Here is a 26,968-nt window from a genome sequence, read left to right as displayed (position 1 = left end):
TTATCCGTTGAAATGATTCGTGATTAAAGGTTTATTTTCCTGTCATCTATGTTGATTACATTGAATAAAATATGATTTTAAATTCAAAAAAATTGTTCAACGTTACAGTATTGTAATGTTTTGAAATTTTGTTTTGCATCTGTTTTTTTTCATGTTTAATTTTTACAAAGTTGATCACGTTATCTATATAAGGAGCTATCACCATGCTTTGGCGCAATACCTCGTCCCGTTATGGGCATGTCAGCATCCTTCTGCACTGGATATCCGCGTTGACGATTTATGGCATGTTTGCGTTAGGACTCTGGATGGTAACACTGGGATACTACGACGTGTGGTATCACCGCGCTCCCGAAATTCATAAAAGCATCGGGATCCTGTTGTTTGCTGTGATCATTTTCCGCATTGTCTGGCGTTTTTTCTCCCCGCCGCCTGCACCGCTAAGCAGCTATTCTGCGCTTACCCGCATCAGCGCCACGCTGGCGCATATCACCCTGTACGTTGTGTTATTGGGAATTTTAGTCAGCGGCTATCTGATCTCTACCGCAGAAGGACAACCTATTTCAGTTTTTGGCTGGTTCTCTGTTCCGGCCACATTAAGCGGTTTGACGGATCAAGCCGATGTCGCAGGCACCGTGCATCTTTATCTCGCCTGGGTGGTGGTGGCTCTCTCAGCACTGCACGGTTTAGCCGCATTAAAACACCACTTTATAGATGGTGATACGACGTTGAAACGGATGTTGGGTCGCAACATCTCTTAACTTTCTGGATTTATGGAGAAAACACTATGCTGAAAAAAACACTACTGAGCCTGACGGCCCTTTCTTTGCTTGCTTCCGCCAGCTCTGCACTGGCGGCAGATTACAAGTTTGATAAAGAAGGCCAGCACGCGTTTATCGAATTCCGCATTAAACATCTGGGCTATAGCTGGCTTTACGGCAGCTTTAATGATTTCGATGGTTCTTTCACGTTTGATGAAAATAACCCTGCGTCCGACAAGGTCAATGTCACGATCAATACCAACAGCGTTGATACCAATCACGCTGAACGTGATAAGCACCTCCGCAGCGCGGATTTTCTGAACGTATCCCAACATCCGCAAGCGACATTTACGTCCACGGAAGTGAAAAAAGACGGCGATGAATTCGATATTACGGGTAATCTGACCCTGAACGGCGTCACAAAACCAGTAACGCTGGAAGCCAAGCTGATTGGCCAAGGTGATGACCCATGGGGTAACTACCGTGCCGGTTTTGAAGCTGAAGGCACCATCAAGCTGAAAGACTTCAACATTACCACCGATCTGGGGCCTGCATCTCAGGAAGTGGAATTGATTATCTCCGTTGAGGGTATTCGCCAAAAATAAAAGGCGAACACTGCCGCCGGGCGTACCGGACAAGCCCTTTCATAGCGAAATAATGCCGTTCACTTAAGCGTGGATTTACTTGCGGACCGCCACAGGTAACCCAAGCCTTAAACGAGCAGCATTATTTCATCGCGAAAGGGCTTTAATCCTGATTCTTATCGATCGATGGAGAAGGGATATGTAAAGTCGACCTCAATAATCCTTTCGATTTATTAAAGATTTTCATCCCGTTTTCACGACCGCTACGCTTTGCTCTCTGTTCTTCCAAAGGCAGTTTCATCTCTTCCTGGCAGTGGGCGCTACAACATCCTTGGTATTTTTCAGCACAAGACGGACACTGAATAAACAGCAAATGGCAACCTTCGTTACGACAGTTTGTGTGGCTATCACAGGGGGCGCCGCACTGATGACAATGGGCGATAACATCGTCGGAAATACGCTCGCCCATGCGCTCATCAAAAACGAAATTTTTACCAACAAACTTCAGCGGTAATCCTCTCGCTTTTGCCTGACGAGCATATTCAATGATGCCGCCTTCAACATGGTAAACATGTTGAAAGCCATGATGCAGCATGTAAGCACTCGCCTTTTCACAACGAATTCCCCCGGTGCAGTACATGACGATATTTTTGTCACGCTCATTATCCAGCATTTCTACCGCCATAGGGAGCTGTTCACGAAACGTATCGGAAGGAATCTCCAGCGCATTTTCAAAATGCCCGACTTCGTATTCATAGTGATTTCGCATATCAACGAATAACGTGTTCGGATCATCCGCCATCGCGTTGACCTGCTCAGCTTTCAGATACTGCCCCACATTTGCCGGATTAAATGTCGGATCGTCAATACCATCCGCCACAATACGATCGCGGACTTTCATGCGCAGCACCCAGAACGATTTACCGTCATCGTCCAATGCTACATTCAACCGGATTTGGTCAAGCGCAGGATGCATATTGAACAGTGTCGATTTAAACGCATCAAATTGATTATTGGGAACGCTGATTTGCGCATTGATGCCTTCCGATGCAATGTAAACGCGCCCAAACACTTTCAACTGCTCAAATTGAATATACAGACGATCGCGAAATGCCTGCGGCTCATCAATCGTAAAATATTTATAGAAGGAGACCGTGGTACGCGGCTCGGTTTCCGCAAGCATACGCGTCCTCAGTTCCTCATTGGAAACCCGGTTATGTAACACTGGCATGGTGTACTTTTCCTGTCTTCATTGAGATGAATTATTGCTTTTCGCCGCCTGAATTCGACCTGACGGACAAAACCGCCGGCATCATACCCGATCGTATAGCCGATGTCAGGGCGTGAAATTATAGGCGGAATATGGAATAGTGATCACATTATACGCCGAGCATTATGCTTTTAACCTGGAAAGCACGCCTCCAGATCTCATGAGAAAACCACAATCTAAGGTCGTCACTATGAGTCAGCTATTCTCTCCCGTCTCGCTTGGTAAGCTTACGCTACCTAATCGCATTATCATTGCGCCAATGTGCCAATATTCCGCAGATGAGGGTAAGGCAACCGCGTGGCACACAATGCATCTGGGAAACCTTTCGCATTCTGGTGCAGGGTTGTTAATCATTGAAGCAACGTCAGTCGTACCGGAAGGCCGCATCTCCCCCAGCGATCTGGGATTATGGGATGATGTCACCGAGCAGGCACTCGCACCGGTCATCCAGGCGGTAAAACGCTATTCAGATATGCCGCTGGGGATCCAGCTTGCGCATGCCGGACGTAAAGCATCAACAGATGTTCCCTGGGGGGGACGCGCGTTTTTACGTTCAGATCAAGGCGGATGGCAGACAGTGGCGCCCTCGGATATCCCTTACAATGACACTGACGCCGCCCCGCAGGCGATGTCGCTACCGCAGATTCGTGAGTTGACGGCGGCCTTTGTCAACGCGGCAAAACGTGCAGACCGTCTCGGTTTTGATCTGATAGAACTCCACGCCGCTCACGGCTATTTGCTGCATCAGTTCCTGTCTCCGCTGGCCAATCAGCGTACGGATGAATATGGCGGCTCATTACAGAACCGCCAGCGTCTGGTGTTAGAGATTTATCAAGCGGTACGCGACGTCTTCCCCGCCCATAAAGCGGTAGGCGTGCGAATTTCGGCAACCGATGGCGTTGAAGGCGGCTGGGATTTGGCGCAATCCATCCAACTCAGTAAAGCATTGCATGAATTAGGCTGTGATTTTATTCATGTCTCCAGCGGCGGGCTGTCTGCAAAACAGCAAATTCATCCGGGGCCAAACTATCAGGTTCCCTATGCCCAGCGCATTAAGCAGGAAGTCGGGATTACCACTATCGCGGTCGGACTCATCACCGAGCCCGAACAGGCTGAAGCCATTGTCGCAACGGGCGAAGCCGATGCCGTCGGGTTGGCTCGAGCCATCCTGTTCAACCCACGCTGGCCGTGGCATGCGGCAGCCAGACTGGGGGCCCAGGTGAGCGCGCCTCCGCAGTACTGGCGTAGTGAGCCACGCTACGTCAAAGGCATATTTAAGCGCTAATGCCCGTCTGGCGATCCTGACGGGTCGCCAGATCACCACCTAAGCAATGTCACCAAAGGTCAAAAACCCCCTTCAGGAGATGGAGTGATTAATCATTAGCCACTTTTTGTATAAAAATCAGGCTGAAACACGTTGCTGATTTGTTTTCTCAGGAAACTACCGCAATAATCTATCCTGCTGAGCAAAAACTTTATTCATTCTTTTCTTTTTAACGGTGTGTACTGATTAGCACCGAAATGTTGATACTAAGGCCATGACACAGATCCCTTCTTTTAATCGTTCACTTTTACACCCGCGTTACTGGGTAACCTGGCTAGGTATCGGTATTCTTTATCTCGTCGTTCTGTTGCCTTATCCCGTGCTGTACTGGATAGGTACCCGACTCGGTCACCTTTCCATACGTCTGTTACCGCGTCGTGTCGAGATTACGACCCGGAATATTGAACTCTGCTTCCCCGATATGCCGTTGGTCGAGCGAAACGAACTGGTCAGGAAAAATTTCGAGGCCGTTGGTATGGGCGTACTTGAAACCGGTATGGCATGGTTCTGGCCGGATTGGCGTATTGAACGCTGGTTCACCATCAAAGGTCTTGAGCATATAGAAACCTTACGGCAACAAAACCGCGGCATTCTGCTTATCGGCCTGCATTTTCTGACGCTGGAGCTTGGTGCGCGTATCTTCGGCATTAAAAACGCGGGCATCGGTGTTTATCGCCCCAACGATAATAAACTCATTGACTGGCTCCAGACCTGGGGAAGGCTGCGATCTAATAAATCCATGCTAGACCGTAAGGATCTGAAAGGTATGATTCGGGCGCTGAAACAAGGCGAAATTATCTGGTACGCACCGGATCATGATTATGGCCCGCGCAGCAGCGTATTCGTTCCGCTGTTTGCGGTAGATAAAGCGGCAACCACGGTAGGAAGCTATATGCTGGCTAAATCGGCACGTCCGGCTATCGTGCCTTTCGTTCCCCATCGTTTACCGAACGGGAAAGGATACGAACTGCTGATCCAGCCAGCGGAACTGGATATTCCCGTGGAAAACGAAACGACAACCGCAGCGTGGATGAACAAAATCATTGAGCAGAATATTCTGGTAGCCCCCGATCAGTACATGTGGCTGCACCGTCGTTTTAAAACACGTCCGGAAGGCGAACCTTCACTGTATTAACGTCCCGGTTTATCCCTCCATGATATTGTCGTGGAGGGTGTTTTCCCCCAGCAGCATCTCACTGAAAAATTGTACGATTCTTGCTAATCCGGCATGTTCGCCTTGCCGATTTTCGGTAAGCGCTCCATACTGAATTTATTACCTGCTATGCAATATTTTTGCCTTATCGCTCGCTTCTCATCTAAAAATAGCAATAACATATTCGGAAAATTATGACACCAGAAACGGAACCGATTGACTGGAAGCGCAACCTTTATGTCACCTGGCTGGGTTGCTTTTTCACCGGTGCCGCATTCAGCCTTGTCATGCCGTTTCTCCCCCTCTATATCGAACAGCTCGGCATCACGGGCCATAGCGCGCTGAACATGTGGTCCGGAATTGTTTTCAGTATTACGTTTCTCTTTTCCGCCATCGCCTCCCCCTTCTGGGGACGGCTGGCCGATCGCAAAGGCCGCAAACTGATGCTGCTGCGTTCAGCATTAGGTATGTGTATTGTCATGATCCTGATGGGATGGGCGCAAAACATCTGGCAATTCCTGTGCCTCCGGGCTGCGCTTGGCATTCTGGGGGGCTTTGTTCCCAATGCAAACGCCCTGATCGCCACACAGGTTCCGCGCAATAAAAGTGGCTGGGCGCTGGGAACACTATCAACAGGCGCCGTAAGCGGCGCACTAATCGGCCCGCTGATCGGCGGGTATCTGGCTGATATATATGGATTACGGCCTGTCTTTTTCATCACTGCCAGCGTGCTGTTTATCTGTTTCTTAATCACGTTGCTATTCGTGCAGGAACGTTTTACCTCAGTACGTAAAAAAGACATGCTCAGCGGTCGTCAGGTCATGATATCCCTGAAGAACCCCAGACTGATTTTAAGTCTATTTATGACGACATTAATTATTCAGGTTGCGACAGGGTCGGTTTCTCCCATTCTTACGCTGTTTGTTCGCGATCTGGCCGGTACGACGCAAAATCTGGCCTTTATCAGCGGCATGATCGCCGCTATTCCCGGCGTGTCAGCCCTGCTCAGCGCCCCCAGACTCGGCAAACTGGGCGATAAGATTGGTCCGGAGCGTGTTCTCATCGCCATGCTGATTCTGTCTGTTCTGCTGCTCATTCCCATGGCTTTTGTTCAGAATCCCTGGCAACTGGGTATACTGCGTTTTTTATTGGGGGCGGCGGACGGCGCGCTACTTCCGGCCGTACAAACGCTGTTGATTTATCATTCCTCCAATCAGGTCGCCGGACGAATTTTCAGCTATAACCAGTCATTTCGTGATATCGGAAACGTGACAGGACCAATCATCGGCGCATCCATTTCAGCCACTTACGGCTTCCGTGCGGTATTTATCGTAACGGCGCTGATCGTCCTGATCAACGTCATCTATTCCTGGCGAAGTTTGCAACGTCGACCATCAAAGCTTGAATTACCGGGTGATTAATTTTTTCATCACGGCCATCTCAACCGGAATCCATACCGCAAACAGGTATGCTTGCATTGTTAATAATTATACCAGATCAAAAATGTATGAGTTTCTATGAAAATTTCATACATTCCGGTTAAATCACACGCGTCAATCTGTTATAAGTTGGCACCACAATCACAACCTTTCCGTTTGGCTGGTGGTATTGCGCTGATGGTATAACACATGCGGCCTGACGATGGATAACAGGATACCCGAGTGAGTCAGCTTCTTGTCGATAATCCCCCACACACATTAAACCACGATGTGCAACGCTACTGGACACATCGCGCCGCCGATTACAGCCAACTCAACGCCGCCGAACTGGTTAGCGCCAAGCGTACGCTCTGGCTGAAAAAAATTCAGGAATATGCCCCCGCCAAACCGATCATGAAGGTGCTGGATATCGGCACCGGCCCCGGTTTTTTTGCTGTCATGCTGGCGCAGGCTGGGCATCGCGTCACCGCGGTGGACATGACGGAAGCCATGCTGGCACAGGCTCGTGGTAATGCGGCGCACTATGGCGTACAGGTGGATTTTGTTTCTGCCGATGTTCATACCTTGCCGTTTGACGACCATCAGTTTGATTTGATTGTCACCCGCAATGTGACATGGAACCTTACCTTCCCGCTACAGGCATACCAGGAGTGGTATCGGGTGCTGGCATCTGGCGGGCGACTGCTGAACTTTGATGCCAACTGGTATCTGCAACTGTTCGATGAAAAGAGCCGTCAGGGATATCTGGAAGATCGCGCCAACGCGCGCTATTTAGGGCTGGACGATCACTACGTGAATACGGATACCGTCGCGATGGAGGCGATTGCCCGGCAACTACCGCTCAGCCGTGAGCGTCGTCCGCAGTGGGATGCCCAGGCTCTGCTGGCGTGCGGCTATCACAAAATCATATTGGATACGCGTGTTGGTCAGGAACTATGGGATGAGGTGGAAAGCGTTAACTATGCGTCTACACCGATGTTCATGGTGTGTGCGGAAAAATAATCCTGAGCGAATATTTCCCGCTAATTACTGACGTACCCACCGGGCTCGGTTCAGGAATGACAAAAAGCAACAGCCGAAGCTGTTGCTTTTTACATGCACGCGAAGAAAAGTTAGCTCTTGATAAAAGGCGCGGGCGATTGCCGATAATAATCACACCATTCGGCATGTTCCTCTGGCTTCTGCCACACATGATAATGCAAGCGGGAAATCGTGACCGGATCGCTGAGTAACGCCAAACGCTGGTTATTACCGACCTCTTCGGGTTTACGACCAAGCGCATCGCGAACGCGCTGTTCGCGAACATCTTCAATCGCCTGACTGAAACGATGACGTGCTGTCGCCATCGCACTGGCAAGCGCATTGATGGAAGGGTCAAATACCGCCTGAATGAACCCATTCTCCAATTTACGTTGGCGATTCAACTGGCAATATTCATCCGTCGCCACAAGCTCACGCGGCGGTTCGTATTCTTCCGGGATCAATAACAATCCGGCACGCTTACAAGCAAGCCCCAACGAAGCACGGCTGGAGTAAACAGACACAAACGGCGACAGAATCAATGAGAACACGATCGGCGACAGCCACCACAGGAAGCGCAGATCCAGCCACGCCATACCGATGGCCCAGACCAGCCCCAGGGCCAACTGGGAACCGTGACGGACAAAGGCTTCACCCCACGGAGTAGCGTCATCATCACGCTGTGGTGAATTCCATTGAACAGACCATCCAAGGAATGCGCTCACCACAAACACGGTATGAAACAACATCCTTACCGGCGCCAGAAGCACCGAGAACAGCATTTCCACCAATAGCGAAATAAATAAGCGCAACACGCCGCCATAGGCTTTTGCGCCTTTCGCCCAAATCAAAATCACACTTAACAATTTTGGCAGAAACAGCAGTACCAGCGTTGTTGAGAATAATGCGATTGCAAGTTCGGGTCGCCACTGCGGCCAGACCGGGAATAACTGTCTGGGTTGCAGAAAATATTGCGGTTCCATCAGGGTATGCACCACCTGCAAAGCCGTCGACAACATCAGGAACATGAACCATAACGGCGCTGACAGATAAGACATGACGCCGGTAAGGAATACGGCACGGTGCACCGGGTGCATCCCTTTAACCAGGAACAACCGGAAGTTCATGAGGTTGCCATGACACCAGCGGCGGTCGCGTTTCAGCTCATCCAGCAGATTCGGGGGCAACTCTTCATAGCTACCCGGCAGATCATACGCAATCCAGACACCCCAACCAGCACGGCGCATCAGCGCCGCTTCAACGAAGTCATGGGAAAGGATGGCTCCGGCAAATGATCCTTCGCCTGGCAACGGAGCCAGCGCACAGTGTTCAATAAACGGTTTCACCCGAATAATGGCGTTATGTCCCCAATAATGGGATTCACCCAATTGCCAGAAATGCAGCCCGGCGGTGAAGAGCGGTCCATAAACACGGGTTGCGAACTGCTGACAGCGCGCGTAGAGGGTATCCATACCTGACGCTTTCGGTGAAGACTGGATAATCCCTGCATTTGGATTCGCCTCCATCAGCCTGACGAGTGATGTCAGACATTCGCCGCTCATGACGCTGTCGGCATCCAGGATCACCATGTAACTGTATTGGCTGCCCCAGCGGCGACAGAAATCATCAATATTGCCACTCTTACGCTTTACACGGCGGCGGCGGCGGCGATAAAAAATACGCCCTGCTCCCCCCACATCGCGGCAAAGCTCCATCCAGGCCTTTTGCTCCGCCACACAGGTATCCGGATCGTTACTGTCGCTCAGCACATAGATATCAAAGTGCTCAAGCATGCCTGTCGCTTCCACAGATTCATACGTGGCGCGCAGACCCGCAAACACACGCTCTACATCTTCATTACAGATAGGCATGATCAGTGCGGTACGATGATCCGGGTTAAGCGGTTCATCCCCGACCGTAGTCGACGAAATGCTGTATTTGTCGCGTCCGATCAGCAGTTGCAGGAAGCCCATTAACGCCGTCCAGAACCCGGCGGAAACCCAACAGAACAGCACGGCAAACAGGACCAGAATGCCGCTTTGCAAAACATAGGGCAGTATCTGCATTAACGATCGAATCAAGGGCTGATCGGCCATTTCGAACGGATCAATCAGCGCCCATCCCTGATAAGGCAGAATAGTCTTCATGTACCACGTTGCGATAGCCGTCTGGAACAGCGTCAGTATCAGCAGAATATAACGCCGAATCGTTCCGACCATACGCCAGCGGTTTTCCGCGATTCTCTCTTCAGGGCTGGTATGATGACGAGGAGGTACGGAGCGCCCCAGCAAACTTTCCCACCAGCGAACCAATGGGTTGGTACGCCAGATATCCGGAAACATGGACGTTCGGGTAATTGTCGGCATGGCCTTCAACGTGGTCCGCCCTTCTCTGTCTTTACCCAGTTGCTTACCTTCGTTTAACGCATCAGGCCAGGCCATTTCCAGACGGGTTTTCACCGAGCTCAACGTGGCATCCTCTTCAGACAGGCCATTGACCTGCTCGCCTTCAGACAATACCTGATGTAAGACGGCCTGTTCGGCTTTACCAGACTGCGATAGATCTTTACGCAAAGCCCCTGCATGCTCAGCAGACAGGGGCAATTTCTCAATATAATCGAGAGGAGAGGTTGACTTATTCATTAGCAGGTAGCTGATAACTCCAGGTTTCAGTCAATGTTGTTTCACCATTAACCAACGCAGCCCTCATTTCTGTTGGCTGTTTATTATCTTTCACTCGCAGACGCAGTGTCAGACGCCAACCTTGAGTCACCGGGTTATAACGGACGCTATTCTCAACAATTTCACCATTCTCGCCAATACTGACCTGCGATGCCACCGGCGTAGCTTCATCCATTTCTTTCAGCGTCGGGCCAACAAAATCAACCAGGAAAGCGATGGTGCCATCCGGTTGACGGATCAGATTGGACTGCTTCACATCCCCGGTAGAACGGCGAGTTTGCTGCACATAGGCAATATCCGGCGAATGCAACTGATCTTCATCACGGGTGAAGTGCAAACGGTATCTCAAATCCAGTGGTTTACCCGTTTCAGGTAAAACATCCGGCGTCCAGAAAGCAACGATATTATCGTTAGTTTCATCGGCAGTCGGAATTTCAACCAGCTCGACCTTGCCTTTACCCCACTCTCCTCTCGGCTCGATCCAACCACTTGGGCGCAGATCGTAGCGGTCATCCAGATCTTCATAGGCGGAGAAATCGCGGCCGCGCTGTAACAAACCAAATCCTTTCGGGTTTTCTATCGCGTAAGTGCTGACGGCAAGGTGTTTAGGATTATTCAGCGGCCGCCAAATCCATTCGCCATTACCGGCATGAATTGACAGGCCGTTGGAGTCATGCAGAGCGGGACGATAATTCAGCGTCGGAGATGGCTGATTCGGCCCAAAGAGATACATGCTGGTCAGCGGCGCAACGCCAAGCTTGCCAACTTTATCCCGCAGGTAAACTCTGGCCTGAACATCAATGACGCTGTCTTGTCCTGGATAAACGATGAAACGATATGCCCCCGTCGCGCGTGGCGAATCCAGTAACGCGTAAATGACCAGATGTTTGTCATTTTGCTTGGGTCGTTCAATCCAGAATTCACGGAAACGGGGAAACTCTTCGCCCGAAGGCAGTGCGGTATCGATGGCCAGTCCACGCGCTGACAGCCCGTAAATCTGCCCTTTACCGACGACGCGGAAATAGCTTGCGCCCAACATGCTGACAATCTCATCGTCCTTACCCACTTTATTAATCGGATAAAGCACTTTGAAACCGGCAAAACCGAGATTTTTTACCGTTTCGGGATCGTGGTTGACGGAACCAAAATTAAAGTAATCGGCCGAATATTTAATCTCATTGACCGTGGTTGCAGTCACTTCATTAATTTTAACCGGGGTATCGAAATACATCCCTTGATGATAGAACTGTAGTTTGAATGGCGTCTGTAATGTGTTCCAGTATGATTTTTCGTGATTGAACTGAATCTGCTGATAGTCAGCAAATTTCATATCACGGAATTGTGCTGGAAGATTGCTTTTCGGCGCCTCAAAACCTTTAGCCGCCAGCTTTTCCGCCTCTTTAGCCACATCGTCAATAGAAAATGCCCAAGCCGGTGCTGCACTTAACGACAACATAATCATCGCTGAAAGCCAGCGAAGACTGGCAACCCGCTGTTTAATTCCAAATTTATTAACCAGCACAACTCCCCCTGTTCGTGTGCTTCAATCAACTAAAATCCATATTAAAGGATAAGTTAGCTTTCCGACAACTTGATAAAGAGATGGTTCATCATAATAGGTCAGCGTTTAAACAACGTGAGTACCAAAAGCGGATAAACCAGGTTCGGAAAATGAAAAGCAGATAATGCCTGCCGACATTAGAATATCGCCAAACAGGCAGCCATCTCAAACGGCTATCCTTGTCAATCCCACGGTGACGAACCCTCGCCTCTGCCGTCTGAAAAATCTGGCTGTCCGCTGATCCCCAGACACCGGATAAGAAAAGTCTTAATCCGTGCTGAATCATCTCATGCCGTACAATATCGAATCTCTTTATCATCAAATATCAGCCTCGTCTGGCTTCAGGAATATTCCACCAGCCCGGTAGTCTCACCATACGGCAGATAAATCACCACATCACCGCTTAATTAAGCCTGGTTATATTCCAGTAATGACCGGCACGTAACAATCGCTCTCCCGCTTATCTCACAGACCAGAGAATCAAATAAACATTTATGTCATCAAATCAGGGGCAAATAAGGTACAGTACCGCCACTACGTCCGGTACAACTGAACGCCCTAATGATGTTTTTATCTGCGTTGCGCCGGCGACGATCCCCGGCCTGGCTGGGTATCTTCGCCATTTTGACCATATTCATTGCACCAGTGGTTTCACAAACGCTGGTAGCAGGCGATCATGGCGCAAACTCGCAGGATACCGGCGCGTCACTCAACGCGACTGAACATCACCACCACGCTGGACAACATCAGCCCAATCCTCTGCCCCGTCAGTCGCATGGCCCTCATCCCGTATCCATGATGGATCATGCGGCTTGTGGATACTGTGTACTCTTCTCTTATACACCCGCATTATCCGCAATCAACAGTCTGGCTATCGTCGCAGCAAATTATTTATCCGATCGTCGTTTACCCACCTTCATCTCTCTCATCATTCCTGTTGAACGGTTTGCATCCCCGTTTCCGCGCGCGCCGCCTTTCTGAATCCCGATCGCCAAGCCCACGGGGATATTAGAGAACAAACCCGGCGATATATCGCATCAGCGATACCGTCCGTTTGATTATTTTTCTGCTAACTGATTTCAGAAGGTTTTATGCCGCTTGCTAATTCTCAGGCGCCAGCCACTGCGCGTCCCAGAACGACCGCAACAGACACCGTTTCACCACGGGCCGCCATCATAGCGCTGTTAATCCGCATTCACTTTTATATCGGCCTTTTTGTTGGACCTTTCATTTTCATCGCCGCACTCACGGGGACGCTATACGCCCTTACCCCGCAAATTGAAAACCGGCTGTACGCCCACCAGCTTTTTAGTGAAAGTGAAGGAGCCCCACACTCGCTGGCGGAGCAAATCGTCGCGGCTCAGGCAGTGCCTGGACATCCTGCCGCTACGCCAAGCGCAATACGTCCGTCCCCCGCGCCCGGTGAAACGACCCGGATCATGTTCTCCTCCCCAGAACTGGGACCTTCAGAAAGTCGGGCGATCTTTGTTGATCCGGTTTCTTTGGAAATTCGCGGGGACGAAACCGTTTATGGCACCAGCGGCATACTGCCATTCCGTACCTGGCTTGATTACCTGCACCGCGGATTATTACTCGGTGATATCGGGCGAAATTACAGTGAGCTTGCTGCGTCCTGGCTGTGGCTGGCGGCGCTAGGCGGTTTGACGATCTGGTGGACAACCAGACATGCGACATCGCCCTCCAGACGGCGTAATGTCACCGGCGTTCAGACACCTGCGGCGAAAAAACGTCGCCTGCGTCATTGGCATACCACGATGGGACTCGGTCTTCTGATCGGTATATTCTTCTTCTCTGCGACCGGATTAACCTGGTCGCAGTGGGCAGGTAACAATATTGCTGTTGCGCGTAGCACACTGGGCTGGCAAACCCCGTCGGTCAAAACTCAACTTGCCGAAGACACGGCTCACCATGCCCACGCCCCTCTTGCTGATGCCCATGCGAAGCATCGGATGCCGATGAATGACACCGTGGTGGATACTCAACCGGCAATGTTTGATCAGGTTTTGGCTGTAGCCAGAGACGCAGGTATTAATGCCGACAAGATTGAAATAAAACCCGCCAGAAAACCCCGCCACGCCTGGACGGTTAGCGAAATTGATCGTTCATGGCCGACTCAGGTCGATGCCGTTTCAATTAACCCGGACACGCTGGCGGTTCTCGACCGCATCGATTTCACGACCTTTCCTCTGGCGGCCAAATTAACCCGCTGGGGAGTTGACGCGCATATGGGCGTGCTGTTTGGTCTGGCGAATCAACTGCTGTTGGCCGCTTTTGGTCTCGGTTTGTGTATCATGATTGTGTGGGGATATCGGATGTGGTGGATCCGCCGTCCCAGCCATCGTGATGGCAGCAACCCGGTAAAAACCCTGACGGAAGCGGTGCTGCAAATCCGTATTTTCCCCAGACTGCTAGCCATAGCCTTTACGATACTATTAGCCTTGTGCTTGCCGGTTATGGGTTTCAGTTTACTGATCTTTATATTCATTGATGTGATTCGCTGGTATCGTAGCAACGCCCGGCAAATCATCGCCAAAGTCTGATGCAAGGGCAGCGGGTAAATCAATATGGCGTAAAGACTGTTTGGAAAGGCCGCCATTGCATATGCAATGGCGGCCTCGTCAGATTAGAACGATGCCCAATCTGAAGCATTCCCCGACGATTTATCTCGTGTGACTGTCACGCTGTTCGCCGCCAGCAGAACCGGCGTAGCCGATGTTTCTGGTTTTTTAGCGGCCGGCGAGCCAGTATAACCGGTCCCGAGTTTGAAAAGACTGACCGTCTGCGTCAGGCTATGCGCCTGGTCCTGTAAGGACAGTGCCGCTGCCGCAGATTCTTCGACCAATGCCGCATTCTGTTGGGTGGTGGTATCAATCTGCCCGACCGCCAGATTGATTTGGTTAATCCCATCGCTTTGCTCGCGGCTTGCCTGGGCAATCTCACTAATAATACCGTTGACGCCCTGCACATTCGACACTAGCGAATTCATTGTGACACCCGTCTCTTCCACCAGTCCCATGCCAGCCTGAACCTTTTGAAATGAATCATCGATTAGCTCTTTGATCTCTTTCGCGGCGGTTGCACTGCGCTGCGCCAGTGCACGAACTTCACTGGCTACGACCGCAAACCCTCTGCCTTGTTCACCCGCGCGAGCCGCTTCCACGGCAGCATTCAGAGCCAGTATATTGGTCTGAAAAGCGATGCTATCAATCACGCCGATAATTTCCGACATACGCTGTGAAGAATCTTTGATGCCACGCATTTCTTGCGTCACCATGACCATCATGTCGCCGCTTTTCTGCACCGTCTCAGATGCGCTCGCCGCCAACTCGGTAGCCTGAACGGTGTTATCAGCCGTATTTTTGATGGTTGACGTCAATTGTTCCATTGATGACGCGGTTTCTTCCAGTGAGCTCGCCTGCTCCTCCGTTCTGGCAGAAAGGTCCTGATTACCTGCCGCAATCTGTGACGCCGCGCTTGAAATGGTTTCAGCGCCATCCCTGACCTGGCTGACAATCTGCCGCAGGCTGGTATTCATATGATGCAACGCGGCCAACAGCATACCGGTTTCATCTTTACGGTTAATCTGAATTTCTGACGTCAAATCGCCCTGAGCAACATTTTCCGCCACCACCAGCGCATCTTTTATTGGGTGAGTCACGCTCCGTGTAATCAGGGAGGCAATGATCAGGCCAGCTATCACACTGGCAATAATCATGATAATCAGCAAAATCAAGGCTTCACTGTAGCTGATAGCCACTTCTTCAGCGGAGGCGGCCATATTGTCATCCTGTACACCAATAAACTCTGTAACCTTATTGATGTATTTTTGCTGGGTGACACGGGTAACATTGAAGTATTCGTCTGACGCTTCGTCGGTGTTGCCGGCGACGATCAAGTCTGTGAGCCTATTTGCCGAATCAAGATAATCATGCCGTATCTCTGCAATACTCTGTAAAATCGCACGTGACTTTTCATCACTGACCGATTGCTGTAGATCATTCATCAATCCGGATATTTTGGGTGTGCTTTCTTTCGTTAACGCCAATTGCTTGTTAATCTCAGTTTCCGATTTGAGCAATAACAGTAATTGCTGGTTATTGAGATATCGATTCAACTCATCGATGAGTTGATTACCCTTCACCGTCAGTGGATAACTCTGAGAGACAATACCATCCATTTTGTAATGGAAATCAGCCAACTTGGAAATAGAAATCCCACCGACAATCAACAACATCAATAGTAAAAAAGAAAAACCAGCCCCTAATCGATATCCTATACGCCAGTTAGATAAACTCATTTCAATCTCCTTTATTCGTCCTTTCTATCTGCACCAAAGTCAACGCACGCCATTAGTTCGAAAAAACAAACGGAATGCAGTTATTGGTCAGTACCTATAGTTCCAATGTACTTCTTATATTAAAAACCCATGAATACAGGCTTTGGCATGTATTAAACTTGGTGATAAATAGAAACAAGCGCCAAGGCGCAATACCACTAAACAACATTACCAACGGTGAAAAATGAGGGAAGACAACCAAACGACCTAACCAACTGATAAAAATCATGAATTTCACTATAAAACTAAACAAACCGGTTGAAATAATTATATTCACACACAATATAATTACATTTCACCTTATGTTTACCCTCAATAAATTCACATATTTTAACATTTAATTTACTATTTTTACCTACTGGCATAGAAAACCTATCAGTCGAGCTTGATATAAATATTAAATAACCATGCTGGTAAGGAAATGGTAAATCTACTCAATCCTTTTTCACCGAAAGTAGTATCGGCACGTCATCAGTGATCTTTATATTTTATTTCTTTTAAAACCGTCAATTACATATCTATTTAATCGATCATTTTCCAGTAATTTACCCATTTACAAGATAAACAAACTTATTTTCTATTAATAATAGAATAACCAGGGAGGGAAAATATTTGAAATATTTTATAACATTTATTAATAGTTATTATTCATAATGGAATTCATCCCATTATGAATAATAACCAATTTATAAACGGATATATGGAAATAAAAAAACGATATTAAAAAACTTATTTTCTACAAAACATTTAACGCACGATAATTCTCTTTCCAGTGAGATTCACATTCTATTCTGGCATTAGGAATATAGTGAGATCTAAGGCAATAACAGGAATTATCAATTATCCAGGTAACAAATGTGGAGCCATCAGAAATAATATGTTTTTGAATATAGATAACAGCAAAATACCCGCCTTTACTGTCACTCTTGTAGATCTCATACCGATGGGAACCCACGCCATTATCTTGCATAAAAACCAACGTTTCTTTCAGCGTTCCCATTGACATAATTGCCTCCACTAATCATATGAGTAGCGTTTATCGGCAAAAAACAGGAAAACCTTACTGATCTCTATCGCAAAATATGATTTTTTTTATAATAAATAGCACGCTATGACGCCGCGTGAGTAGAGGGTCAGAACGTGCTTTAACAGGCGAATTACTTTTTCTTTGAAGTATGCTTTGACTTACCTTTCAGTAATTCTCTGATTTTTTTGATTTCTTTATGCGTCAGCGGTAATTCAGCCACTTCTTCGGTATCTTGATTATCAACAGGCGCCACCGAAGGTACCGATGAAGTATCGCTGTCATCAAAGCTTCTGAGTAGCCGAGCACTGACTTCAGCGCTGATAGACACATTATTTTCAAGGGCAGCAGCTTTAATCTTCTCTTTCAAATCCACTGGGATTTTCAACGACAGGCTAGATATCTCACTCATTTTATTACCTTTCTTGTGGGATAAAACACTAAGCTATGACAGTCCTTAAACAAAGTCCATACTGAAATTAAAATTTAATATTTCTGTCACATATGGTATGGGATGAGTTGCTCATTCTATTTAGCGCTATTCATCTTCAGAAAGCAATCCTGATAGTTTGTTTGCTTATTATCATCTACAGTAAAAATTAATTGCTTTTGCTCTTCTTCCATTTATCGATCATTACTTTTGTCACTTCATTTTTATAGCAAATGGGGCGATATCCTCCCTTCCGACGCCAGGCGCTACGCTTACCACACTGACGGCCGCTTACGTGCAGAGTTATAGGGGCAGGAGCCGTTTCCCGGGTAAGCGGAATTGGATGCCTGAATTATCTTTTCTTTGACTTGCCCGTCAGAAATATCAGGCAATCTAGCCATAATATTAAACGAAACCAACAGCATCATCATGGTAATGGTCATGACATAGCGATCATGCTCATGACAGCTATTCCTTTTCAGTCAGAAAGCCATTTAACGCCAGCGCAGACTCTGCCGGTTAGTTCATGATGCCGATCGTTTATTCACTGAACGACAACACAGAGCAGGAAGACGTATGAAAACCGCGTTACGCCTTGCGATAGCGCCAATGCGTAGCGTTATTCTTTGTGAAACCGTTGAGTTAAAAAATTGATCATGAAATATTAACGGCATAGAATGCAGGCGTTTTAAAAACAAAAGGAAAAAAACGTGTCACAACACTCCGTATGGGAGTTAATCAAGCTCATTTATTTCATCGGTTTTGCGATTTCGATGCTGGTTACTTTATTGCTGAGCAAAGATAAATCGTGGTTCATCCGATTACTTGCCTCGCTGCTGATTGGGCTAACGTGGCCGTTAAGCTTCCCTGTTGTATTGCTCTTCTCCATTTTCTAATGCTCTCTCTGACAAAAGAAGAGAAAGCGTGCCTGAACGCAACAACGTTATGACGTTCATCTTTTTTGTGTAAGATCCAACGATGAATAAAATTCTGATTAGCGCCTGCCTGTCCGGTTTCCCGGTGCGCTATAACGGCTCCGCCAGGCTCTCTGTTGAAGGTTACCTGACACAATGGCGGCAACAATCGCGGCTGGTCATGTTTTGCCCCGAACTGTCGGCAGGTTTCCCTACGCCGCGTCCTCCGGCTGAAATCATCCCCTCACCAACAGGAACATCCGTTATCACGCAGGGAGCGCGCGTCGTTGAAACGACAGGCGATGATGTTACCGAGCGTTATATATTAGGCGCCTGGTTAACGCTGGAGATGGCACAACGTCATGATTGTCGCTTTGCATTACTGACCGAAGGAAGCCCCTCCTGTGGTAACAATGTGATCTATAGCGGACGCTTTGATGGCTCTCAAATCTCAGGTCGTGGCGTAACCGCCGAACTGCTGCGAAATCACGGCATCGAGGTTTTTTCAGACAGGGAAATTGACCAACTGATCGCCCGGGTTACCGAAACTGACGGTCGCTAACCTCGTCAGAAAAACGGCCTATTTTCTCCTGGAAAACCACGCCGTTCGCTTGAATCGTTTAAAATATCCCCAATATTGAGAAGAATACCGCTTTCGATTCTCTGGAGGTAATCATGGCAAGTGGTTGGTCAAATGATGGTTCCGTACAGGATCAAATTGATGCGACCGTTGATGATGCGATCGCACGCGCCCGTAGTCAGTTGAAACATGGTGAAAGCGCCCTGCACTGCGAAGAATGCGGCACTCCGATCCCTGAAGCACGGCGTAATGCGTTACCGGGAGTTCGTTATTGTATTCAGTGTCAGGAACAATTTGATAAAAAGCAGACGCAGAACAGCGGCTATAACCGACGTGGTAGCAAAGACAGCCAACTAAGATAATTCGGCTGGATAAGCGTCGACTTGTGCAACGACTAACGCTAACCTGCACAAGCCGATAGCCTTCTAGCGAACGACCAATACCGATGTTTTCGCGTGCCGCACCACAGCGGCGGCATTTGAGCCGAGAAGATACGTTTTTACGTCAGGCCGGCGCGATCCCACCACAATCAGATCAGCATTTATTTCCTCTGCCAACTGCAAGATTTCGTCCCGTGGTGTACCGAAACTCACGCTGAATGACAAACGAGATGCCGGAAGATCAACGGTTTTGACCAGTGCTTTCAGCTTCTCGTTAGCCTTGACGACCGCTTCATTCTCAAACTCTTTTATCCCGAAAGAATAGGCGGATAAGAAAGCGGACGCATCCGGGAGTGCGTGGAGAAGATGGATGGTAGCGCCTGACATTTTGGCCAATCTTACCGCATGCTCAAGAGCATTTTTAGTTAACAGTTCTTCTTCAAGATCAACGGGCACTAAAATAGTTGTATACATGGCAGCACCTCTCTCTACGACCCTTCATATAAAAAGCGTAGTCTGTCTTGCATCAGGGAAATATGATCTTGTTCACCTTTGTGAACATACAGTATTTGAGTTCCATCCAGGTGCCCATTTACTTTAAAAATAATGAACGGCTTTGCCTCTATATTCGGGATCCCTCTGACTGAGACAATGTTCAACATGCCATACGGGTATCAATGAGCGCCCCACTCCGCCAGGATTTCCCGCGTTGTTTTTACATATATAGTATTGCCGGGAATAATAAGATTGCGCCACACCTCATTGTAATGAACGATCAACTGCTCCGCTTTCAGTTCTCCACGGTTAGCCGTCGTGTGTGCGTCAGAAACGACGGTCAGCGCATAACCACGACTGGCGGCGTTTTTAATCGTCGCATCCACACAATAATCCGTCGCACAGCCACAAATAATCAGATGGTTACAGCCGAATGTTTCGAGCTGTTCGGCTAATCCGGTACGATAAAAAGCGTCGCAGGCCGTTTTGGTAATGAATACACTCCCTTCAGGTCTATCTAATTCAGGCAGCTGCTGCCAGTCCTCGCTATCCGCCGACATTCCCTCCCCTTCATGTTGAATGAAAATGGTCCGCGGCGCCGCCGCCGATAACTGATTAATCTGAGAAACAATCTGCGCTCTTTGATACCGCGGCGTAGTAAATACGCCATTTTGCATGTCAATAATGACTAAAACCTGCATTTCTCATCCCCAGTCAAGCACATGATGCGGATACCTTACTTCACTACATTGAGTTCAAACATCTTTTTTATTCCATCAGGATTGCGTTTAGCCTGCTCCGAATGCAGGAACTCAATATCAAACCGCCTGCACCGCCGCCGCTTCCGATGTCTCGCCAAATTCACTCCCCTAAATTGGCATCAGATGGCATGATTCTTTTTACCGAATCCGCCCCTTCACTGAAAGCGTCTTTCCATTATATTGAGAAATACACGAGGGTTTCACTCTGCTCTGATGTTTTCATATTACTTCTTTCGTCCGTTGCTTTCTCATACACTGTTTTCTTTACCTGAAAAAATACATTCTATTTTTCAAACTGTTAAAAATTATTCAATACTTTGTCAAACAGTGTGATGCCGATTAACGATATTTATCATTCAACAAAATTATTTAAGTTTTCGTATTGATTTTTATGCGTTCAAAAATGTTAGCCACTGTTTATTCATTTATATTGGAACCACGCTGTTTCCTGATCACTCTGATTACAATTAACATGGCTTTATAATCAACAAAACAATAACGTTTCCTCAAAAAACAAGTATCTATTTATCAAGCTGATATTTTATTGCTATCACTAGCCAACCGATCTCGCTTGATCACTTTAGCAAAGTTTTATTTTAAAATATTTGGGGGTTATGCCTGATATAAGCTAAAGTTAATCAGTTATAGCAAGCTGGCTACATTTTGGCTTTACCCATTTTCAATGGTTCTCTCGCGTCAGATGCAAATGAGGGTAATACGCCTCATTACGGAGGATAATCAATGCATGAAGATACGCCCCAGATGAACACCGCTAAAGAGGTATCAGACTACTTAAATACAGAAAATCAAATGAATGACATCACAATCCTGGGCCATATTGTTGATGAAATAATCCAGTGTGGCGATGCAGTAACAAATAAAGCCATTATTTCAAAGCTACTGCACAGGATTGATATCGAAACAGATGCTTTCATTTTGGACAGATACCGCACCTTGCTGGAACTGATCGTCCATAAAACACAGGATGACTTTGTCATTTAACCTGCCCCTTGATGTTATTTAAATGAAAATAATAAATTTATCAAAGAGATATATTCTCATTATTCTGATATAGATAGCAGGCTATAAGAATAGGCGAATGTAGCTATACGGAATGCTGTAAATATCTTTTCTCCCCCTACATAAGGAATCGCCCGGTATAAAGTCGGGAGAGAAATAATTCTTGCATGATGATGTAAGGTATCAAGGAGATTCCATTTCTAGCGTCAATGTCCCCTTCTGATATTTCAACATAGTTGTAACATTCGCAGGCAGATCCGATCGTACATAAACGCATCACGTCGCTAAAAGAGGCCGATATCCCTGGTTATGAACGTTGAACTGCACATCGTGTTATCAAAATATCTTTGACGCAAGCATCAAAAATCGCCCTATCGATATTCTCGTATATCCGTAAAAATCGGCCTTGCAGGCTATAATATTTATATATGGCTGGGAGCATCCTGAGCATAGTAATGGCATACGCAGAGCAGTGCGGTTACATATAGGTTTCTATCCCATGGTTTCCGTGATAAAAAGTATCAAATAATTAGTTGAATTGTTTAACTTTTATGACAACAGGCAATCATGCTATCAAGTAAGGCGCTCAAATGAAAACCGTAAAAGCTATAGATATGCAAGAAGCTCAACAACTACTCAATTCCGGACGATACCAGAAAGTTGAACTGGATTTCGATATTAGCAGTGATGACTTTTTTCAGCTTGCAAGCACATGGTGCGCCCGTGGTGCAAAGATAAAATTTGAAAATGGTAACTTCGTCTTGAAAACCAAAAGCATTTGCCAACCATCTGAAAAATGATTTCTACATTTATCCCTGCTGCCGGCATTCATTGACTGCCGGCAGCGGGGACGATGGAGGCAGAGCGGGTCGGTTCTTTCTACGCCGCAGTGATGATCTCACCCGGTGTTTTCAGTTCCTTTTACCATCGCTGCGTTTCTGATAACCGGTAAATGCCGAGTGGAGCTGGATAGCAATACCGGCATCATCTTGGCATTACCGGATTTTTACTGTTGCTGACTCTGATTGTGTGTATCGGAAACTGGTCGAAGTGAAATTGCATATTCCAAAGTTTTACCGCTTTTTGTTATGGCAGTGGTATTCCCCCGTTTTGTGATTTGTATGGCACCCGTTGGCGTCTGTTCCACCAGAGTGAGCGAAAGCACTGCTTGCTGTCATAGCCAGAAAACCAGAAGTAACAATAGCGGCAATCAATTTTTTCATTCTGAAGTCCTTGGATTAACCCATCACGCCCTAACGCGCACACCCAAAATGACACACATCAGGCCCGGGATTATTTAATGCAGGTCATGTTTTTATTCTTTCAGGGGCTGGTTAATTAAAGTACGGATTCACCCTCTCCACTATCTGCTGAATCAGTTTGTTCCTCTTAGCCATCAGGCGATCAGTCCGTTCCCGTTTCTGCTCAGACGTTAAGATGCGGTACGATTAAAGCCACTGCTAATATTGAAACTCCCGACAAATCCACTAAATAGCTTCTCAGAATAGTAGATCACTTGAATGGAACTCAGTCCGAGTTAAGCGATCTGATCAATCGCCAAAAAGACAAAATCACCAACCGGACTGAGTTATGCCGATCATAGCATTTATCCCCGATGAAGAACGACGCCTGATGCGAAAAGAAGCCCAGCAAACCCGTGATAAAAATCATGCCAGACGACTCATTGCCATGCTGATGCTTCATCACAGGGAATGACCGTCACCGATGTTGCCAAAATGCTTTGTGCCGCTCGTTCATCCGTAGGAAGATGGATAAATTGGTTTACTTTACATAGCGTTGAAGGACTAAAAAGCCTCAGGCCCGGATGTGCTCCACAATGGCCGGTATATGTGGCAGTTACTGGAACAGGTAAATCAGTTTATGAATGCCGTCTCGCCAATTTGGAACAAATTCCTGGTGATATCTTCGTTTCACGAAGATATTTATATTTATTTAACAAAGCTATCTGTCTATGAGGACAGTTGAAATCTAGAATGAATGCAAGGTAATAATTATCGTGCAAATTATTTTTTCTGTTAGCTTTGATTATTTACTATTTATATGCTTTTAAAAATATAAGGTATATGTTATGTTCCTATAGCTAACAATAGGTAATTTATCAATAAGTGAAATTATTTTCACATGGAGAATCATTGAAATGGAATATATAGAATCATCTAATCGAGTGCTCTCCAGATACTATGATGCTTTTATCAAAAGAACAAGTGGTATCATTCAGGAAACAGCAGAAGATATTGGCACAGGTGCAGCGAGAATGTCAGTGTGGATATCACCATATTCAATCGCACATTTGAATCCTAACTACGCAAAAGCAATGGCTGAATACAGATCTTTGATAATTGATGAAGATAAAAGGATGCTATACTGTTTATCTTCCTTGGTCAGGAAACCCTCTACTATTTATGACATGGTGAAAGCAATTATAGATTATTTGTTCTCCAAAATGCCTGAAAAGGAACAAAAAGAATTATCAGAAAGATTTAAGGATATTGGATATAAATTCTCTAATGCCATAACAGATCAAGTGGTTAAACAAGCGACAAAAATTGCTTTAATCGAGGCGTTATCAAAACTCATTGCATCAAGAATATCTAACGATCCAGAAGTAAAACGTATAGCTAACAAATTAGCTCAAGGTATTATTACAGCATTTCAAATATATGGTTACGAAGAAAAGGCATCTCGTGCTGCATGAAAGTTAAGACACGATGATAAAATAATATATAACATGCTCTATTCTCAGGGTACTGAGATGCTATATTTCATTATAGCAAAAAAAATCAATCCCCTTATCGTGGTAACTAGATCGAACGACCATACTAATGCTGACGATTTTATCAACGTATTGGCTGATATTTTTTATGATTGGTAATCATTATGTTAAAAAACGTAAAGTCTGTTTTTTTTGATATTCTGGCCATTATTTTAACTGGTATCTTCTCAATTATTATCATTTACTTATGTGGATATATGCCAGAGAGTATTGTTTTGCCATTTGCTGGCATTGGATTCATATTGTCATTTTGGTTAAGCCACCACTTAGTGGACAAACTAAGGTAATTATAATTTTTTACATTTTTAGCCATTTACTGTCGGCAGGTTTTTATTCCCAGTATCTGCATTATGCTTCATCTTTTTATTTTGGTTTAGTGAATATTTATTAGATAAACTATAGCCACCAATAAAGTGATTATCTGTGGCTATATTTTTATTAATTAAATCACAAAATACTGTCATTCCAGATACTATAGCCTGATGTTCCTGCTACTTTATGCTCCCATGATATAGAATTATATTTTAATAAAACTTTTTCATATGGCATCATTTCATTGTTATTTATTGAGTGTGGGTAATTACAGGAGATGGTAATGCATCCAATTAGTTGATTGTGATATATAATACTCGTTTTTAAGGTTTTCTCATGGCCAGCGTTACTGTTCATTGTCCCCGTTGTCAGTCTGCTCAGGTTTATCGCCATGGTCAGAACCCTAAAGGTCGTGACAGATTCCGCTGCCGTGACTGCCACCGCGTGTTTCTACTCACTTATACCTACGAAGCCCGCAAGCCCGGCGTTAAAGAGCAGATCTCCGAAATGGCTTTCAACGGCGCGGGAGTTCGCGATACCGCAAGGACGCTCAACATTGGCATAAACACTGTCATTCGCACGTTAAAAAACTCGCGCCAAAGCGAATAACGTCCTCACCGGTCGCTCATGCTGACGTAACACTTATCTGCGAACTCGATGAGCAATGGGGTTTTGTCGGTAGTAAAGCACGCCAGCACTGGCTCTGGTACGCATACAACACTAAGACCGGTGGTGTACTGGCCTATACTTTTGGCCCCCGTACTGATGAAACTTGCCGTAAGTTATTGGCACTCCTTACGCCGTTTAACATCGGACTGGTAACCGGCGATGACTGGGGCAGTTATGCCAGAGAAGTGCCGAAGGATAAGCATCTAACCGGGAAAATATTCACTCAGCGTATTGAGCGTAACAACCTGACATTGAGGACACGTATTAAGCGTTTGGCACGTAAAACAATTTGCTTCTCACGCTCGATTGAATTGCATGAAAAAGCCATCGGCGCTTTCATTGAAAAATACATGTTCTACTAATTGGATGCATCACCCAAGAAAGAAGAAATCTACGCAGATGTCCCCTCATCATTTTCGACATTTTTTTGGACTCTTATTGCCAGTTCGATAATTTCTTTGAGGAGCGGGTGGCCGGAATCAAAGGTGTCAATGTCGGTCAGCCTGCGGGCGCCCTCTTCTTTTGACACGGGTGCTGACGGCGCATCAGGTGAAGAATCCGTGCGTTGAAGCAAATTGAGATCCCTTAACCGTGCCTCATAGCGGCTAATGTCATTGACGGTCATATGCCTGACATGCAGTCTTGCATCAACCAGAGGATTTTTCTTTTTGGTAGTCGGCGGGATTTTTTCGGTTGAACTCGCCAAAAGAAGGATGGCCTGCCAAAATCTTGGCTTCTTCTTCCAGATAACGTTCATGACTTGGGTGCTCACGGCCAAAATCATGCCGGAGTAGTGATGCACGACGACTGATTTCATAGCTCAAGTCGTACCGTGATCTCCTGCAAAACATCATAGTTGCTCAACCTAAACCATTGCTTTGCTGCTTTTATGACTTCGCTTGCTTTCACTCGCGTCCCTTCTTGTCGTTCGCTGAAATCTTTTAATGGATTTACTACCGATTTCAACACTTAGCAACAGCTAAAGATCAATTTTTGAAGATACGCAGATGAAGGGGGAAAATGAGCAATCAGGGGAAAAAAGATGAAAAAACAGGTGGGCTAGAAACAAAAAAAGCCCCTTTCTACGGGACTTTTATGCTGCACTTTATGCAGGACAAAACCAAAAACCACTTGTAAGTCATTGATTTTATTGAATGAGTGGCGGAGGAGTAGAGATTCGAACTCTAGAACGCTTTCGCGTCGCCGGTTTTCAAGACCGGTGCCTTCAACCACTCGGCCACTCCTCCGCAATGACGCGCACTATAAACAGAGTGCTGAGCCTTGTAAAGCATCATTACGTTCAATCGGCTGAAAAATAATCTACTGAGGTTTAAATGCCCGTAAAATCGCCATAATGCTCATAAATATAGCGATTTACAGCGTAAAGAAGGGTAAACCACCTTTAATAACATTCAGTAACTATTTACTCTTTGAGATTGGAT

The 26,968-nt window shown here is 46.6% G+C and carries 24 protein-coding genes, 1 tRNA gene and 2 pseudogenes; 16 read left to right on the top strand and 11 right to left on the bottom strand.

Translation table 11 applies throughout. The annotated features are described in order from the left end of the window. Positions 1–203: 203 nt before the first annotated feature. Positions 204–758, top strand: a complete 555-nt coding sequence (locus DDT52_RS02825) for a cytochrome b (RefSeq protein WP_109053205.1) — start codon at positions 204–206, stop codon at positions 756–758. Positions 759–787: 29 nt separating this feature from the next. Then, the gene (locus DDT52_RS02820) at positions 788–1,363 is read left to right on the top strand and encodes a YceI family protein (protein ID WP_109053433.1); all 576 of its coding nucleotides are present in this window, start codon (positions 788–790) and stop codon (positions 1,361–1,363) included. 142 nt (positions 1,364–1,505) lie between these two features. Here DDT52_RS02820 and trhO read toward each other — a convergent pair whose 3' ends face one another. Next, a complete protein-coding gene (trhO, locus tag DDT52_RS02815) occupies positions 1,506–2,573 on the bottom strand; it encodes an oxygen-dependent tRNA uridine(34) hydroxylase TrhO (RefSeq protein ID WP_136155013.1) in 1,068 nt (355 codons plus the stop codon). Positions 2,574–2,802: 229 nt separating this feature from the next. Here trhO and DDT52_RS02810 point away from each other — a divergent pair, with 229 nt between their 5' ends. From DDT52_RS02810 to DDT52_RS02795, 4 genes are all read left to right on the top strand, one after another. Continuing rightward, on the top strand, positions 2,803–3,897 hold the full coding sequence (locus DDT52_RS02810; protein ID WP_136155012.1) for an NADH:flavin oxidoreductase/NADH oxidase: 1,095 nt from the start codon (positions 2,803–2,805) through the stop codon (positions 3,895–3,897). Positions 3,898–4,150: 253 nt separating this feature from the next. Then, positions 4,151–5,071 carry a Kdo(2)-lipid IV(A) acyltransferase gene (locus tag DDT52_RS02805; RefSeq protein WP_136155011.1) on the top strand — a complete coding sequence of 307 codons (921 nt, stop codon included), beginning with the start codon at positions 4,151–4,153 and terminating at the stop codon, positions 5,069–5,071. Between the two features lie 212 nt (positions 5,072–5,283). Continuing rightward, entirely contained in the window at positions 5,284–6,510 is a 1,227-nt protein-coding gene (gene mdtG, locus DDT52_RS02800) for a multidrug efflux MFS transporter MdtG (protein ID WP_136155010.1), read from the top strand. Positions 6,511–6,750: 240 nt separating this feature from the next. Then, the gene (locus DDT52_RS02795; protein ID WP_136155009.1) at positions 6,751–7,530 is read left to right on the top strand and encodes a class I SAM-dependent methyltransferase; all 780 of its coding nucleotides are present in this window, start codon (positions 6,751–6,753) and stop codon (positions 7,528–7,530) included. A gap of 110 nt (positions 7,531–7,640) precedes the next feature. Here DDT52_RS02795 and mdoH read toward each other — a convergent pair whose 3' ends face one another. Both mdoH and DDT52_RS02785 read right to left on the bottom strand, forming a co-directional pair. Continuing rightward, positions 7,641–10,190 (bottom strand): glucans biosynthesis glucosyltransferase MdoH, encoded by a 2,550-nt coding sequence (gene mdoH / locus DDT52_RS02790; RefSeq protein ID WP_136155008.1) that lies wholly within the window; start codon positions 10,188–10,190, stop codon positions 7,641–7,643. Further along, on the bottom strand, positions 10,183–11,691 hold the full coding sequence (locus DDT52_RS02785) for a glucan biosynthesis protein G (RefSeq protein WP_136155266.1): 1,509 nt from the start codon (positions 11,689–11,691) through the stop codon (positions 10,183–10,185). The genes mdoH and DDT52_RS02785 overlap by 8 nt, the downstream gene beginning before the upstream one ends. 660 nt (positions 11,692–12,351) lie before the next feature. On the opposite strand from DDT52_RS02785, the gene DDT52_RS02780 reads away from it, so the two are divergent. Together DDT52_RS02780 and DDT52_RS02775 are read left to right on the top strand one after the other, a co-directional pair. Then, complete coding sequence (locus DDT52_RS02780; protein ID WP_247595465.1) at positions 12,352–12,771, top strand: DUF2946 domain-containing protein; 420 nt, start codon at positions 12,352–12,354, stop codon at positions 12,769–12,771. A gap of 110 nt (positions 12,772–12,881) precedes the next feature. After that, complete coding sequence (locus tag DDT52_RS02775) at positions 12,882–14,351, top strand: PepSY-associated TM helix domain-containing protein (protein ID WP_136155007.1); 1,470 nt, start codon at positions 12,882–12,884, stop codon at positions 14,349–14,351. Between the two features lie 83 nt (positions 14,352–14,434). On the opposite strand, the gene DDT52_RS02770 is transcribed toward DDT52_RS02775, so the two are convergent. Both DDT52_RS02770 and DDT52_RS02765 read right to left on the bottom strand, forming a co-directional pair. Next, positions 14,435–16,108 carry a methyl-accepting chemotaxis protein gene (locus DDT52_RS02770; RefSeq protein ID WP_136155006.1) on the bottom strand — a complete coding sequence of 558 codons (1,674 nt, stop codon included), beginning with the start codon at positions 16,106–16,108 and terminating at the stop codon, positions 14,435–14,437. A 1,196-nt stretch (positions 16,109–17,304) separates the two neighbouring features. Continuing rightward, entirely contained in the window at positions 17,305–17,583 is a 279-nt protein-coding gene (locus DDT52_RS02765; protein WP_136155005.1) for a hypothetical protein, read from the bottom strand. A 728-nt stretch (positions 17,584–18,311) separates the two neighbouring features. Between DDT52_RS02765 and DDT52_RS02755 the strand changes: the two genes are divergently transcribed. The 3 genes from DDT52_RS02755 to DDT52_RS02745 all read left to right on the top strand — a co-directional run bounded on the left by DDT52_RS02755 (position 18,312) and on the right by DDT52_RS02745 (position 19,457). After that, a complete protein-coding gene (locus tag DDT52_RS02755; protein WP_109053216.1) occupies positions 18,312–18,497 on the top strand; it encodes a GhoT/OrtT family toxin in 186 nt (61 codons plus the stop codon). 82 nt (positions 18,498–18,579) lie between these two features. Then, entirely contained in the window at positions 18,580–19,077 is a 498-nt protein-coding gene (locus DDT52_RS02750; RefSeq protein ID WP_136155004.1) for a 2-thiouracil desulfurase family protein, read from the top strand. A 113-nt stretch (positions 19,078–19,190) separates the two neighbouring features. Further along, on the top strand, positions 19,191–19,457 hold the full coding sequence (locus DDT52_RS02745) for a DksA/TraR family C4-type zinc finger protein (protein WP_136155003.1): 267 nt from the start codon (positions 19,191–19,193) through the stop codon (positions 19,455–19,457). Between the two features lie 63 nt (positions 19,458–19,520). Here DDT52_RS02745 and DDT52_RS02740 read toward each other — a convergent pair whose 3' ends face one another. Together DDT52_RS02740 and DDT52_RS02735 are read right to left on the bottom strand one after the other, a co-directional pair. Next, positions 19,521–19,949, bottom strand: coding sequence for a universal stress protein (locus tag DDT52_RS02740; protein WP_109053219.1), 429 nt, complete (start codon positions 19,947–19,949; stop codon positions 19,521–19,523). A gap of 200 nt (positions 19,950–20,149) precedes the next feature. Beyond that, on the bottom strand, positions 20,150–20,671 hold the full coding sequence (locus DDT52_RS02735; RefSeq protein ID WP_136155002.1) for an isochorismatase family protein: 522 nt from the start codon (positions 20,669–20,671) through the stop codon (positions 20,150–20,152). A gap of 801 nt (positions 20,672–21,472) precedes the next feature. Here DDT52_RS02735 and DDT52_RS02730 point away from each other — a divergent pair. Beyond that, entirely contained in the window at positions 21,473–21,733 is a 261-nt protein-coding gene (locus tag DDT52_RS02730) for a biofilm development regulator YmgB/AriR family protein (protein WP_136155001.1), read from the top strand. A 608-nt stretch (positions 21,734–22,341) separates the two neighbouring features. Further along, positions 22,342–22,551 (top strand): hypothetical protein, encoded by a 210-nt coding sequence (locus DDT52_RS02725; protein ID WP_136155000.1) that lies wholly within the window; start codon positions 22,342–22,344, stop codon positions 22,549–22,551. A gap of 273 nt (positions 22,552–22,824) precedes the next feature. Here DDT52_RS02725 and DDT52_RS02720 read toward each other — a convergent pair whose 3' ends face one another. Beyond that, the gene (locus tag DDT52_RS02720) at positions 22,825–22,974 is read right to left on the bottom strand and encodes a YHYH domain-containing protein (protein WP_136154999.1); all 150 of its coding nucleotides are present in this window, start codon (positions 22,972–22,974) and stop codon (positions 22,825–22,827) included. A gap of 367 nt (positions 22,975–23,341) precedes the next feature. Between DDT52_RS02720 and DDT52_RS02715 the strand changes: the two are divergent. Together DDT52_RS02715 and DDT52_RS02710 are read left to right on the top strand one after the other, a co-directional pair. Further along, positions 23,342–23,595, top strand: a pseudogene (locus DDT52_RS02715) (helix-turn-helix domain-containing protein); the annotation flags it as partial. 314 nt (positions 23,596–23,909) lie between these two features. Next, positions 23,910–24,467 (top strand): hypothetical protein, encoded by a 558-nt coding sequence (locus DDT52_RS02710; protein WP_136154998.1) that lies wholly within the window; start codon positions 23,910–23,912, stop codon positions 24,465–24,467. Between the two features lie 525 nt (positions 24,468–24,992). Here the strand turns inward: DDT52_RS02710 and DDT52_RS21110 are convergent. Further along, a pseudogene (locus DDT52_RS21110) lies at positions 24,993–25,130 on the bottom strand (type VI secretion system tube protein Hcp); the annotation flags it as partial. Between the two features lie 63 nt (positions 25,131–25,193). Between DDT52_RS21110 and DDT52_RS02700 the strand changes: the two are divergent. Further along, positions 25,194–25,888, top strand: a protein-coding gene (locus DDT52_RS02700) for an IS1 family transposase (protein WP_136154997.1) whose coding sequence is annotated in 2 segments (ribosomal slippage) — positions 25,194–25,440 and positions 25,440–25,888 — 696 coding nt in all. Because the reading frame shifts where the segments join, the coding sequence is not laid out codon by codon here. Positions 25,889–25,917: 29 nt separating this feature from the next. On the opposite strand, the gene DDT52_RS02695 is transcribed toward DDT52_RS02700, so the two are convergent. Beyond that, on the bottom strand, positions 25,918–26,343 hold the full coding sequence (locus DDT52_RS02695; protein WP_210732663.1) for a hypothetical protein: 426 nt from the start codon (positions 26,341–26,343) through the stop codon (positions 25,918–25,920). A gap of 342 nt (positions 26,344–26,685) precedes the next feature. Then, positions 26,686–26,773 (bottom strand) — tRNA-Ser (locus DDT52_RS02690). Positions 26,774–26,968 lie beyond the last annotated feature (195 nt).

The sequence above is a fragment of the Brenneria roseae subsp. roseae genome (assembly GCF_003115845.1).
Lineage (GTDB): Bacteria > Pseudomonadota > Gammaproteobacteria > Enterobacterales > Enterobacteriaceae > Brenneria > Brenneria roseae.
The sequence above is the reverse complement of the archived record's forward strand: the minus strand, read 5'-3'. Positions and strand labels throughout refer to the sequence as shown.